9 protein-coding genes and 4 tRNA genes are annotated in these 13,087 nt (G+C 67.3%); 2 read left to right on the top strand and 11 right to left on the bottom strand.

Going from position 1 to position 13,087, the window contains the following annotated elements:
- Nucleotides 1-3: 3 nt before the first annotated feature.
- The 3 genes from H9X80_RS09225 to H9X80_RS02770 form a co-directional block, all read right to left on the bottom strand.
- On the bottom strand, nucleotides 4-1,371 hold the full coding sequence (locus tag H9X80_RS09225; RefSeq protein ID WP_204792820.1) for a DUF4013 domain-containing protein: 1,368 nt from the start codon (nucleotides 1,369-1,371) through the stop codon (nucleotides 4-6).
- Nucleotides 1,372-1,498: 127 nt separating this feature from the next.
- Nucleotides 1,499-1,588, bottom strand: a tRNA-Ser gene (locus H9X80_RS02775).
- Nucleotides 1,589-1,628: 40 nt separating this feature from the next.
- A tRNA-Ser gene (locus H9X80_RS02770) sits at nucleotides 1,629-1,719 on the bottom strand.
- Nucleotides 1,720-1,854: 135 nt separating this feature from the next.
- On the opposite strand from H9X80_RS02770, the gene H9X80_RS02765 reads away from it, so the two are divergent.
- Nucleotides 1,855-2,601, top strand: coding sequence for a trimeric intracellular cation channel family protein (locus H9X80_RS02765; protein ID WP_342590858.1), 747 nt, complete (start codon nucleotides 1,855-1,857; stop codon nucleotides 2,599-2,601).
- Between the two features lie 75 nt (nucleotides 2,602-2,676).
- On the opposite strand, the gene typA is transcribed toward H9X80_RS02765, so the two are convergent.
- The 4 genes from typA to H9X80_RS02745 all read right to left on the bottom strand — a co-directional run bounded on the left by typA (nucleotide 2,677) and on the right by H9X80_RS02745 (nucleotide 5,423).
- Entirely contained in the window at nucleotides 2,677-4,515 is a 1,839-nt protein-coding gene (typA, locus tag H9X80_RS02760) for a translational GTPase TypA (RefSeq protein WP_204792819.1), read from the bottom strand.
- Nucleotides 4,516-4,674: 159 nt separating this feature from the next.
- Nucleotides 4,675-5,100 carry a hypothetical protein gene (locus H9X80_RS02755; protein WP_204792818.1) on the bottom strand — a complete coding sequence of 142 codons (426 nt, stop codon included), beginning with the start codon at nucleotides 5,098-5,100 and terminating at the stop codon, nucleotides 4,675-4,677.
- Between the two features lie 83 nt (nucleotides 5,101-5,183).
- Nucleotides 5,184-5,259: transfer RNA gene (locus H9X80_RS02750), tRNA-Ala, on the bottom strand.
- An 87-nt stretch (nucleotides 5,260-5,346) separates the two neighbouring features.
- Nucleotides 5,347-5,423: transfer RNA gene (locus H9X80_RS02745), tRNA-Ile, on the bottom strand.
- Nucleotides 5,424-5,559: 136 nt separating this feature from the next.
- Between H9X80_RS02745 and H9X80_RS02740 the strand changes: the two genes are divergently transcribed.
- Nucleotides 5,560-6,096, top strand: a complete 537-nt coding sequence (locus tag H9X80_RS02740) for a bifunctional nuclease family protein (protein WP_342590857.1) — start codon at nucleotides 5,560-5,562, stop codon at nucleotides 6,094-6,096.
- A gap of 324 nt (nucleotides 6,097-6,420) precedes the next feature.
- Here H9X80_RS02740 and gyrA read toward each other — a convergent pair whose 3' ends face one another.
- The 4 genes from gyrA to recF all read right to left on the bottom strand — a co-directional run bounded on the left by gyrA (nucleotide 6,421) and on the right by recF (nucleotide 13,085).
- Nucleotides 6,421-9,147 carry a DNA gyrase subunit A gene (gyrA, locus tag H9X80_RS02735; protein WP_275100676.1) on the bottom strand — a complete coding sequence of 909 codons (2,727 nt, stop codon included), beginning with the start codon at nucleotides 9,145-9,147 and terminating at the stop codon, nucleotides 6,421-6,423.
- A 66-nt stretch (nucleotides 9,148-9,213) separates the two neighbouring features.
- Complete coding sequence (gyrB, locus tag H9X80_RS02730; RefSeq protein WP_204792817.1) at nucleotides 9,214-11,256, bottom strand: DNA topoisomerase (ATP-hydrolyzing) subunit B; 2,043 nt, start codon at nucleotides 11,254-11,256, stop codon at nucleotides 9,214-9,216.
- Between the two features lie 130 nt (nucleotides 11,257-11,386).
- The gene (locus H9X80_RS02725; protein ID WP_204792816.1) at nucleotides 11,387-11,995 is read right to left on the bottom strand and encodes a hypothetical protein; all 609 of its coding nucleotides are present in this window, start codon (nucleotides 11,993-11,995) and stop codon (nucleotides 11,387-11,389) included.
- Nucleotides 11,979-13,085 (bottom strand): DNA replication/repair protein RecF, encoded by a 1,107-nt coding sequence (gene recF, locus H9X80_RS02720; protein ID WP_204792815.1) that lies wholly within the window; start codon nucleotides 13,083-13,085, stop codon nucleotides 11,979-11,981. The genes H9X80_RS02725 and recF overlap by 17 nt, the downstream gene beginning before the upstream one ends.
- Nucleotides 13,086-13,087 lie beyond the last annotated feature (2 nt).

Below are 13,087 nucleotides of genomic sequence, written 5' to 3'. Positions count from 1 at the left end.
CCCCTAGGAGATGGGTCCCTCGGGCTTCGCGGGGCCCTCCGGCCCCTCCTCGCTCACCGGCGAGAAGGACGTGGGCTCGCTGCCCTGCGCGGGAGCGGCGGGCTCGGGCGGCGCGGGCGGCGCCACGGGGCCGTCCTGGGACGCAGCCGGCGGCTCGGGCGGCTCGGGGCTGGCCGCGGGTACCGGGGTGGGCGCGGACTGCACCGGCGCTGCGGGAGCCACGTTTACAACTGGTGCGGCCGGGACCTGCGCGGCGTCTGGCGCCGCGGCGGCGGGCGTGACCTCCCTGACCCAGGAGCCGTCGGTGTAGTCGGTCTTCTCGCCGGCGGGGGACGGGGCTGCCGGGGTCGGGCTCACGTTGTAGGGCGTCGCGCTGTCGGGGCTCGTCCCTGCGGGAGCGCCGGCAGTAGGCGCGGCCTGCGCAGGGTCGGCAGACGGGGCCGGGCCGGAAGCGGGGGCACCCGGGGTCGGCGGTACGGGCGGCTGCTGCGGGGCGGAGCCGTAGCCGTAGGAGGGGCCGGCGTCGCGCGGGTCGCTCACGTAGGGAGGCAGCGGGTCCTCCTCGCGGGTCCAGGCACCCACGTTGAACTGACGCATCCAGAGGCCCACGGACGTGAGGGCGAGCATGTTCACCACGATGCCAAAGAAGCCGCCGACCAGCGTCAGCACCACGAGGGCCGGCCACTGGGAGAGCAGGATCGAGATGACCCGAGAGATTATGAGGCCGGCGAGCATGGAGTCTGACATGATGCTCTCATAGGCCGCGATGTACTCGAAGAGGTAGATGAGCTGCGGGAGGATGCTCATCATCGTCGCAAAGACCACGACGAAGGTGATCGCGCCGATGATGACGCTACCCACGACCTGGATGCCCAGGACGCGCAGGAGGCCGCCTGCGTCGTGCGAGGCCATCTGCCAGATCGTGGGCACACGCAGGCCGGCCTTGATCTCCTGGTAGATGGTGGCGCGGACGAGGGCCGCCATGAGCACGAGGTTCAGGAAGATGCCGAAGACGGTCCACGCAAACGAGAGCAGGCCGCCCAGAAGCGGGACCACGGCCAGCACGCCGCCGATGAGGCCCACGCAGATGCCCCAGACGACCATCACCACCAGGGCGCGCCAGCCGCTGGCGATACAGGCGCCCACGGCCACGTCGCGCTGCTTGGGGGCGGAGTTGACGCCCCAGGCGGTCAGGCGTGCCCACTCGAGGACGTAGCCCATGACGCCGAGTACTCCCACGACGGGCACGAGCAGTGCCACGGTCATGACGAGGACGGGCTTGACCCAGCCACGGTCCCTGGTAAGCAGGGCCCAGGAGCGCGCAAAGTAGCGGTCGCGGCGGAAGCCTTCGAGTTCGTTCTCAGATACCATCTGTCCCCCCCTTGGTCGTGGACTTCCTGTAGCGTACCCCAAACGTACGGGGGAAGGTTTGCAGGGGAGGCAGTTTAGCGACATGAAAAAGGCCGACCCGCGCCTGCGTGCCGACCCATTCATGCTCTGGCGGAGGAGGAGGGATTCGAACCCTCGTACCCCCGAAGGGGTAAACGGTTTTCGAGACCGCCGCATTCAACCACTCTGCCACCCCTCCGAAGGGTGACGTGGCGCCCGAAGGCGCCACGAGAAAGTTCTGGCGGAGAGTCAGGGATTTGAACCCTGGAGACGCTTTAGGCGCCTACACGATTTCCAATCGTGCTCCTTCGGCCACTCGGACAACTCTCCATGAAATGCTGCAGCGGTCAGTATAGCGTAAGAGCGCCCCGCGCGCGACCACAATCTCATGGTTTTTCTCGCCTCGGTGTGATGCGGGGTGCGCAACAATGGACGGGCATCGCAGGAGTGACCCAAGGAGCGCACGTGCCAGAGATCTTCTCCACCATCAACCCCGAGTTCGCGGCCGTTTCGCTGCCCACGTGGGTTGACCTCGCGTCGGTGATCGTGGGGTCTGCGGGCGGCGTGCTCGTAGCCCGCGTGCGACACCTGGACGCGGTGGGGTTTGTGGGACTGGCCCTCCTGTGCGGGCTGGGCGGCGGCCTCATCCGAGACGTCATGATGCAGGTGGGGAGCGTCTACATGCTGGACTCGCCGTTTGCCATCCTGGCGAGCGCCGCCACGGGTCTGCTGGGCTTCCTCTTCCCTCGCTCCCTGGACAGCGTCCCAAACCTCCTGGAGTGGCTGGACATCATGGCCGTGGCGCTCTTTGCGCTGGTGGGCACCGACAAGGCGCTGGTCTACGGGATGCTCCCGGCCTCGTGCGTGCTCATGGGCATCATGACCGGCGTGGGGGGTGGCATGCTGCGCGACGTCTTCCTGGGCGAGGTGCCACGGATCTTCCAGCGCTCGAACCTCTACGCGGTCTGCGCGCTGGCCGGGTCGGTCGTCTACTACCTTGCCGTGGTGCTGTGCTCCCTGAACAAGCTCTGGGGCGCGGTCCTCTGCATCCTCGTGACCATCGGGCTGCGCCGGTGGTCCCTGCGGTTCAACGTCAAGACGCCGGCAGACGTGGACCTCGCGCCGCGCGTGGTCGAGCCGGTGCAGCGCGCTGCCCGGCGCGTCCGCGTGACACGCTGGCGCAAGGCCCACAGGCGCTCGCGGCGCGGCTAAGAAAAACGCCTGCGCCGCCGGAGAGGCGACACAGGCGAACGGAGCGGTTGCGCGTCACAGAGGCACTGCGAGACGCTACTTCTTCACCTTGCCCGTGCGCACGGCCCACTTGCGGCGCTCGGTCTCGGAGAGGATGCGCTTGCGCATGCGGATGCTCTTGGGCGTGACCTCCACGAGCTCGTCGTCCATGATGTACTCGAGCGCCTCCTCCAGCGTGAAGGTGCGCGGAGGGGTGAGCTGCACCGCGATGTCGGCGGTGGAGCTGCGCTGGTTGCCGAGGCTCTTGGTGCGTGCAATGTTGACCACCATGTCGCCGGGCTTGGAGCGCTCGCCCACGAGCATGCCCTCGTAGCACTCGTCGCCGGGACCCACGAAGAGCTGGCCGCGCTCCTGCAGCGTGCCGAGCGCGTAGGCCACGGCCTTGTCGGTGGACATGGAGATCATCGCGCCGTTCTGGCGCACGCCGATCTCACCGGCATAGGGGCCGTACTCGAGGAACGTGTGGTAGAACACGGCCTCGCCGTGGGTGACGTTCAGGATGCGGTTCTTGAGGCCCATGATGCCGCGCGTGGGGATCTTGAACTCAAGGTGGGTCTGCGTGGTGCCGGTCTCCATGCTCGACATGGTGCCGCCGGCGTTGCCGAAGACCTCGATGACCTTGCCGGAGTACTCGCCGGGACACTCCACCACGGCCTGCTCCACCGGCTCGGTCATGGCGCCGTTCTCGTCCTTCTTGAAGAGCACGCGCGGGCGGCCCACCTGGAACTCGAAGCCCTCGCGGCGCATGGTCTCCATGAGCACGGAGAGGTGCAGGATGCCGCGGCCGGCCACCTCGATGCCGGTCTTGTCGGGAAGCTCCTCGATGCGCATGGTCACGTTGTTCTCGCGCTCCTGCATCAGGCGCTCCTTGAGCTGGCGGCCGCCCACGATGTCGCCCTCGCGGCCCACGAGCGGGGAGGTCGACGGCTCGAAGATGACGGAGAGCGTCGGCGGGTCGATCTCGATGGGCTCCAGCTCCACGGGGTTGTCGGGGTCGGTGTAGACGTCGCCGATGTCGGTGGAGTCCACGCCCACCACGGCCGCGATGTCGCCGGCGGCCACCTCGGTGGCCTCCTTGCGGCCCAGGTAGTCAAAGGTGAAGAGCTGCTTGACCTGGCTCATGGCACGGGAGCCGTCGTTCTTCACCACAAGGATCTTGTCGCCGTCGTGGATGGTGCCGGAGTAGATGCGCCCGATGCCGATGCGACCCACGTACTCGGAGTGGTCGATGGTCACGCACTGCATGGCCAGCGGGCCGTCCACGTCCACGTCGGGGGCGGGCAGCGCGTCCACGATCATGTCCAGCAGCGGGTACATGTCCATGTTGCCGTCGTCGGGCGCCAGGCGGGCGAAGCCGTTGACTGCGGAGGCGTAGACCACGTGCTCCATGGCAAACTCGAGCTGCTCGTCGGTGGCGCCGAGGTCCATCATGAGGTCGAGGGAGTCGTTGACGACCTCCTCCGGGCGCGCGCCCTCGCGGTCGATCTTGTTGACCACAATCATGATGGCCAGGTGCGCGTCGATGGCGTGGCGAAGCACGAAGCGCGTCTGCGGCATTGGGCCCTCGGCGGCGTCCACCAGCAGCAGCGCCCCGTCGGCCATGCGCAGCACGCGCTCCACCTCGCCACCGAAGTCGGCGTGGCCCGGCGTGTCGATGACGTTGATCTTGACGCCCTGATACTCGATCGAGATGTTCTTCGCCAGGATGGTGATGCCGCGCTCGCGCTCCTGGTCGTTGGAGTCAAGCACGCGCTCCTGGACCTGCTGGTTCTCGCGGAAGGCGTCCGTGGCCTTGAGCATCTGGTCCACGAGCGTGGTCTTGCCATGGTCGACGTGCGCGATGATCGCGATGTTTCTAATGTTCTCCTGGCGCATGGGTCCCTCTCGGTCTGTTCTGTGTGCAACTATTCGGCAACCGGTGCATTATACAGCGCGGACGGTATGCATGGCGAGAAGAACCCGCAGGTCACAGACTCTATAGGAAGCGCCCAAGGAGACCCGGGCCGATGGCGGTATGCGTGGCCGCCGGCACGCCTACAGCAGCGGCTCCATCTCGCCGGCCGGCGCGGGGTCGGTCCACGTGAAGCCGTCGCCGGCCCCCTTGCCGTCGATCAGAGAGAAGGCCGAGTAGCTGCGGTAACCCCGCTCGCCGAACTCCAGCAGCAGCGCGTCCGCAAAGGAGCCGTCGTCATCTGCCACCGCGCCCTCGTAGGCGATCGCATAGCGCACCGCGCCGTGGCCCGCCGCCTCGCGAACACGGGCACGGGCTCCCTCGAGGCAGGCCTCCGGGCCGTCGTCCACGAACTCGTAGCTTGACACCCTGCCGCCAGCGTCCTGCACGGCAAGGAGCACCTCAAACGGCTCTCCGTCTGCAAGCAGGTCAAACGCATCGCCCATGAGCGTGCTTGCGAGCTCGTCGGTCTGGGGGGAGACCCCCTCCCTCAGGTTCTTCTCGGCCATGAGGCTCCTTTGCGTCACGTGTCCTGCTGGGATGATACCGCAGCATAAGGAAAAGCCGGGGCCCGAGGGTCCCGGCGAACGTGTGGTGGAGACGATGGGGATCGAACCCACGACCTCAGGCTTGCAAAGCCCGCGCTCTCCCAGCTGAGCTACGTCCCCTCTGGGCCCGGCGCAGAAAGCTCGCCGGAAAAGAATAATCGCCCCAGCGGCGACTCGGCTAACGCTGGGGCGACTATTGTCAGGAAGTGGTGGGCCTGACAAGGTTCGAACTTGTGACCTCCCGGTTATCAGCCGGACGCTCTGACCAACTGAGCTACAGGCCCAACGCAAGGAGATATATTACACAGCCCCCCGCCGAGGGTCAACACCTTTTTGCAATTTCTTTTCTGCCGGTGCGCACAGGTTGCGAAGGCCCCGCGATTGGGTAGGATATGCCAACGGAAAGAGAAGGGAGACGGCGTGCCGCTGAGACGGATGGACATACAGAGCGTGGTCGTGGGCGGGGGACCGGTCGCGTCCCTCATCGTCCTCGTCACGCACGACGTGCCGGCCGGCGCCACGCCGCAGCAGCTCCCGATCCGCATCGGCTCCGTGGAGGCCACGGCCATCACGATGGGCGTACGCGACCGCTCCGGCGGGCGGCCCATGACCCACGACCTCCTGAGCGCCGTCATTGCCGAGCTCGGGGGCCGCTGTCTCAGCGTGCGCGTCATGTCCGTCCAGGGCACGACCTTCTTTGCGCAGGTGGAGCTTCTGGACGCGGCCGGGGAGCGCCACTACGTGGACGCACGCCCCTCGGACGCGATCGCGCTTGCGGTGCGCGAGGGCGTGGCCATCTACGCGGACGAGTCCGTGCTGGCCGCCGCCGCGCTACCGGACTTCCGCGGCGTCGAGGCCGACGAGCGCGCGCACGAGCTCGAGGAGTTCCACGCCTTCGTGGAGCAGCTCTCCCCGGAGGACTTCAACGTGGCGCACGGCGAGCAGGACGGCGAGTAACCGGAGTCGCGCCGCGTCCACCAACTTGCCGTGCGTCTGCGCCTGATTCGCCGGGCGTGTGCGTTTTCGCCGCCAAAATCACCGCCCGTGTGCGCACCCCTACGCACACGGGCGGTTTTTCTCGCACCTCCTACGCACACTCCCAGGGATTCCCGCGCAGCACACATCCCCGCCAAATCCCGCACCAGGGCGGCGGAACAGCCTGCGACAACATGGCCAGTCACAGGCGGCACGGCTCGCTCCCCGCAAAAGGGCGGCCCGCGGCGAGAAGAACCCGCGGACCGCCCTTCGTCTCACTCCTGCGCGGCACAGCGCCGCGACAGGCTACTCCTCGTCGTCGATCAGGTCGTCGGAGAGCTCCTCGTCGCCGCCGATGTCGACGCTCTCGGGCTCGTCGGCGTCCTTGGCGCCGGCCGCGGCCAGGTCGAGCATGCCCTGGGCCTCGTCGTGCTTCGGGGCCTTCTTCTTGTGCGTCACCATGCGGGCCACGGCGCTCACGCGGTCGCCGTCGGCGAGGTTCATCACCTTGACGCCCTGCGTGGAGCGGCCGAGGCGGCTCACGTCGCCGGACTTCACGCGGATGACGACGCCCTCCTCGCTCACGATCATGAGCTCGTGCTGCGGGCCTACCACGCGGCAGGCCACGAGGTTGCCCTTCTTGGCCGTCATCGCGATGGTGTAGACGCCCTGGCCGCCGCGCTTGTGCTCGGGGTACTCGGAGATGGGCGTGCGCTTGCCGTAGCCGTTCTCGGTGATGACGAACAGGTCGCCGTTGCCGTTGGTGATCTCCATGCCGAGCATCCTGGCCTCGCCCTTGAGGGTGATACCACGGACGCCGGAGGTGTTGCGGCCCATCGCACGGACCTCGGTCTCGTCGAAGAGGATCGCCTTGCCGTCAGTGGACACCAGGATGACCTTCTCGCCGGGGCGCACGCGGCGGACGTTGACGAGCTCGTCGCCCTCGTGCAGGTTGATGGCGATGATGCCGTCGCGGCGGCTCTTGTCGTACTCGCTCATGGCCGTCTTCTTGACCATGCCACCGCGCGTGGCAAACATCAGGTACTCGTCCGCGGGGAACTCGCGCGTGGTGATGACCGCCGTGGGGTGCTCGCCCTCAGCGAGCGCGAGCACGTTGACGATGGCCGAGCCGCGCGCCTGGCGGCTGCCGATGGGCAGCTCGTGCACCTTGAGACGGTAGACCTTGCCGAGGTTGGTGAAGAACAGCACGTAGTCGTGGGTGCTCGCCACAAAGAGGTCCTCGACGAAGTCGTTGTCCTTGAGGGAGAGGCCCTGGACGCCCTTGCCGCCGCGCTTCTGGGAGCGGTAGGTGGCCACCGGGATGCGCTTGACGTAGCCGGTGTGGGTGATCGTGACGACCATGTCCTCGTCGGCGATCAGGTCCTCCACGTCGAGGTCACGCGCGGCGCCGGAGATCTCCGTGCGGCGCTTGTCGCTGTACTTGGACGCGATCTCGCGCATCTCCTGCTTGATGACCGCGAGGATCTTGTTCTCGTGGGCGAGAAGGTCCTCGTAGTAGGCAATCGCCTTGCGCAGGCCCGCGAGCTCCTCCTCAATCTTGTCGCGCTCGAGGCCGGTGAGGCGGCGCAGGCGCATCTCGAGGATGGCCTGGGTCTGCTCGGGCGTGAAGCCGAAGCGCTCGATGAGGCGCTGGGAGGCCTCGGTGTCGGTCTGCGAGGAGCGGATGATGTGGATGACCTCGTCGATGTTGTCGAGCGCGATGAGGTAGCCCTCGAGGATGTGGGCGCGGGCACGCGCCTTCTTGAGGTCGTACTCGGTGCGACGGGTCACCACGTCGACCTGGTGGTCCACATAGCAGCGCAGGATCTCGCGGAGCGAGAGGCACTTGGGCACGCCGTCCACGAGCGCGAGGTTGTTCACGCCGAAGGTGGTCTGCAGCGAGGTGAACTTGTAGAGGTTGTTGAGGACGACCTCCGGCACCACGCCCTTCTTGAGCTCGATGACCAGGCGCAGGCCCTTCTGCGTGGACTCGTCGCGCATGTCGGAGATGCCCTCGATGCGCTTCTCGTTGACGAGCTGCGCGATCTTCTCCTGCAGCGTGCCCTTGCTCACCTGGTAGGGGATCTCGGTGAAGACGAGGCGCGAGCGGCCGGTCTTGGTGGACTCCACGTGTGCCTTGGCGCGCACGGTGAGCGAGCCGCGGCCGGTCTCGTAGGCCTGGCGGATGCCGTCGGAGCCCATGATGATGGCGCCGGTGGGGAAGTCCGGGCCGGGCATGACCTGCATGAGCTCGTCGACCGTGATGTCGGGGTTGTCGATGAAGGCACAGGTGGCCTCGACGGCCTCGCCGAGGTTGTGTGGCGGGATGTTGGTGGCCATGCCGACGGCGATGCCCGAGGAGCCGTTGACCAGAAGGTTGGGGAAGCGCGCGGGCAGGACCTGCGGCTCTGCGAGGGACTCGTCGTAGTTGGGCTGCCAGTCGACGGTGTCCTTCTGCAGGTCGCGCAGGAGCTCCATGGCGGGCTTGGCCAGGCGGCTCTCGGTGTATCGCATGGCCGCCGCGCCGTCGCCGTCGATGTTGCCGAAGTTGCCGTGACCGTCGATCAGCGGCACGCGCATGGAGAACCACTGGGCCAGGCGGACCATGGTGTCGTAGACGGCGGAGTCACCGTGCGGGTGGTACTTGCCGATGACCTCGCCGACCGTCCAGGCGCTCTTCTTGTGCGGTCGGTTGGGGAAGATGCCCGACTCGTTCATGGCGTAGAGGATGCGGCGGTGCACGGGCTTGAGGCCGTCGCGCACGTCCGGCAGGGCGCGCGCGGTGATAACCGACATCGAGTACTCGATGAAGCTCTGCTTCATCTCGTGGCCGAACTCGCTGATTTGCAGCGAGCCGCCGTTGATGTCCGTCTCGCCGGCGTCCTCGCCGCGGGCGTTGGTGCCGAAGCTCTCCTCGAGCTCGCCGTCGTCGGCGTCGTCCTCATCATCGGAGTCGTCCTCGATGTAGACGTCTCCGGTGGCGTCGTCGCCCTGCTCGGCGCGGGCGAGAAGACGCCTCAGGTCGTCGGGCATTCCGTCGGGGGTGGTGTTGTTCTCGTCTGCCACGTGTGGCCTTTCTCTGGGTGATACGAAGTGGGGTTACGCGTCGAGGAAGCGGGCGTCGTGCGCGTGCTTCTCGATGTAGTCGCGCCGGTACTCGACCTGGTTGCCCATGAGCTCGCGCACGGCACGGTCGGCCATGGCGGCGTCCTCGATGGTCACGCGCTGCAGAATGCGCGTCTTGGGATCCATCGTGGTGGACGCGAGCTGCTTGGGGTCCATCTCGCCCAGACCCTTGTAGCGCTGGACGGAGTAGCCCTTGCGCTTGCGGCCCGAGCCCTTGATGGCCGCCTGGGACTTGTCGGTCTCGTCCTCCTCGTCGGGGTCGAGCCCAAGGCCGCGGATGGTCTGGCGCAGCAGCTCGTCCTCGGGGGTCTTGCCGTCGGGGTAGACGTAGTGGATCTTGTTGCGCACCTTCACGCCGAAGATGGGCGGCGTGGCAATGTAGACGTAGCCGGCGTCGATGAGCGGGCGCATGTACTTGTAGAAGAAGGTCATCAGCAGGATGCGGATGTGCGCGCCGTCGACGTCGGCATCCGTCATGATGATGATCTTGTGGTAGCGCGCCTTGGAGAGGTCGAAGTCGCCGCCCTCGCCGGTGCCGGTGGTCACGCCGGTGCCGATGGCGGTGATGAGCGCCTGGATGGTGTCGGACGAGAAGGCCCTGTGGTCGCCCACGCGCTCCACGTTCAAGATCTTGCCACGAAGCGGCAGGATGGCCTGGATGTCGCGCCGGCGACCGTCCTTGGCCGATCCACCTGCGGAGTCACCCTCCACGATGAAGAGCTCGGTCATCTCGGCGTCGCGCACCGAGCAGTCGGCCAGCTTGCCGGGAAGCGCGGCGCTCTCGAGCAGGCTCTTGCGGCGCGTGGCCTGGCGCGCCTTCTGGGCCGCAAGGCGACCCTTGGCAGCCTGGGAGGCCTTCTTCAGGATCTCCTTGGCCTGGTTGGGGTGCTCCTCGAGGTACTCGGCCATGCCCTGCGACACAATGCGGTTGGTCAGTGTGCGCATATAGGAGCTGCCGAGCTTGGCCTTGGTCTGGCCCTCGAACTGCGGGTCGGGAAGCTTCACGGAGATGACGGCCGTGAGTCCCTCGCGGATGTCGTCGCCGGTGAGGTTGGCGTCCTTCTCCTTGATGATGTTCTGCTTGCGGCCGTAGTCGTTGATCACCTTGGTGAGGGCGGTGCGGAAGCCCTCGAGGTGCATGCCGCCCTCCTCGGTGTAGATATCGTTGGCAAAGGAGAGCGTGTGCTCGGAGTAGCCGGTGTTCCACTGCATGGCCACCTCGACCTCGCCCATCTGGGACTCCGGCGCGTCGGCGGCGGAGCGCCCCTCGATGTAGATGGGGCGGGAGAGGCCGGGGAGGATGTCCTTCTCGGCGTTCAGGAACTTCACGAAGTCGATGATGCCGCCGGCGTAGCAGAACTCCTCGGTGCGAGGCATGAGCTCGCGCTCGTCGGTGAGGGAGATCTTGAGGTTCTTGTTCAGGAAGGCCGTCTCCTGAAGGTGGTCGTGCAGGGTGTCCCAGCTGTAGACCGTGGTCTCGAAGATCTCCTCGTCCGGCCAGAAGGTGATCGTGGTGCCGGTGGCCTTGGAGGTGCCCACGACCTTCATCTTCTGCACGGTCTTGCCGCGCTCAAAGACCATCTCGTAGATCTTGCCGTCGCGCTTGACCTGCGCGATGAGCTTCTTGGAGAGCGCGTTGACCACGGAGACGCCCACGCCGTGGAGGCCGCCGGAGACCTTGTAGGCGTTGTTGTCGAACTTGCCGCCGGCGTGCAGGATGGTGAGGACCACCTCGAGGGTCGGGATCTTCTTGACCGGGTGCTTCTCCACGGGGATGCCGCGGCCGTTGTCCTCGACGGTGATCGAGTTGTCCGGGTGCACCGTCACGCGGATCTTGGTGCAGAAGCCGGCCATGGCCTCGTCCACCGAGTTGTCCACGATCTCCCACACCAGGTGGTGCAGGCCGGACGCGGACGTGGTGCCGATGTACATGCCGGGGCGCTTGCGGACGGCCTCGAGTCCCTCGAGGATCTTAATCTCGCTCGCGCCGTACTCGTTCTCGTTCTTCTTTGCCACGCGTCATCCTCTCTTTGACAAGAGCTGCGGCGATGTGCTCAGGGTTCGATGTTTGTCTGGTCCCAGACCAAAATCTGCCCAGACGATTCAATGATACCGCTTGTGGGGCCGTGAGAGACTGTCTAAGCCCTCATTCACCAATTCCGCTCTGTTCGTCTCGCTCCCGGCGATACGAGAGCCTCATCGCCTGAGAGACGCTGTCCCTCAGCGCGTCAGGCAGGCACGCACAGAGCCTCTCGACCTCTGCGGCCTCCTCCGGCGTGAGCTCCGGCAGCGGGCGAGAAGGACCTCCCGCCGCACCGTCCGCCTTCCTCGGCGCGGCCGCGGCGGCGCGGGTGGGGCGCTTGGACACGCGGAAGGTCACGTCCTGGAAGCGCAGCCCGACGTTTTCCAGCCGCGCGCGGTAGACCTCGCGGTTGGCGGTGAAGTCCGTGACGCGGCTGCGGGAGTCCACGTAGACGATCAGCGTGGGCAGCTGCTCGTGTCCGTGCGGCTCGCGGACGAAGACGCCAGTGGTGTGCGCACGCTCGATGTCCCCGTTCACCGCGTTCCACGCGCGGCCGGCGCTCCACGTGGAACGTACCTCGCCGTGCCCGTCGAGGGCGTCCAAGCACGCGGAGAAGACGTCTGCGGCTGGCGTCGGGGCGGCGGCTCGCCTGAGCTCGGACGCCACGAGCTCGGAGGTCACGGGCGGGAGGTGGTCCGTGCTGGGACGCGCGCCGTCAGTCCTTCTCGCCAAAGCGCACCACCTCCGCCGCATCGATGAGCTCCGGCGAGAAGTACCCGAGGTTGGTGGTGGTGACCACCGTCTGGATCCCACCGCGGACGAAGGACATCACGGCGTCGCGGCGGCGCTCGTCGAGCTCGCTCATCACGTCGTCGAGCAGCAGGACCGGGCGGGAGCCGAGGATCTCCTCGGCGAGCTCCACCTCGGCCATCTTGAGCGCGAGTGCCACGGAGCGCTGCTGGCCCTGGGAGCCGAAGGAGCGGGCGTCGCGACCAGAGATCTCAAAGCGGACGTCGTCGCGGTGGGGCCCCACGCAGGTCTGCCCGCGGCGCAGGTCCTCCGCGCGGGAGGCGGCCAGACGCTCCATGAAGCGGTCGCGCAGCTCGTCACGGCCAAGACCCGCCAGCTCCGTGCAGTTCCCGAGGGTGCACTCGTAGGTGCAGGAGAGCTCCTCGCCGCCCGAGACGGTGGCATAGACCGCCGAGACCTTCCTCGCCAGGCGACCGAAGAGCCGAAGGCGCGCATGGAGCAGTGTGGCGCCGCCGAGCGCCACCGACGCGTCCCAGGCGTCGATGAGCGAGGCGTCCGGGAACTCGTCCTTGAGCAGGCGGTTTCGCTGCTCCACGGAGCGCAGGTAGGCCGAGAGCACGTTGGCGTAGCCGCGGTTGGCCTGCCGGCCGAAGTCGTCCAGCTCCGCGCGGCGGTGCGACGCCCCGCGCTTCACGAGCGCGAGGTCGTCCGGGGTGAAGAGCACGCTCATGAGCGCCTCGGGCATGTCGGCCGCGTGGCAGCGCTTCCCGTTGCGGGAGAACTGCCGGCGCGGGGGCGTCAGCGTGACGTCGCAGCGGGCGTCCAGCACGCGGCTGTCTCCCTCCATCCGCGCGTCAATCCGCGCCGACTCCGCACCATCGCGCACGAGCTGGCGCGGCGCGGGGCGACGGAACGACTGCCCGGCGGTGAGCAGCTGCAGCGCCTCCACGGTGTTGGTTTTGCCGGCCGCGTTGGGCCCCACGAAGACCGTCACCGAGGGCGAGAGCGCGAGCTCGAGGCGCTCGAAGCTGCGGAAGTCCGCGAGGGCGAGCTCTGTGACCCGAAGACCCACGG

Origin of the sequence: Olsenella profusa, from assembly GCF_016900315.1 — a bacterium.
GTDB lineage: Bacteria > Actinomycetota > Coriobacteriia > Coriobacteriales > Atopobiaceae > Thermophilibacter > Thermophilibacter profusus_A.
This window is presented reverse-complemented; position numbering and strand designations above follow the sequence as displayed.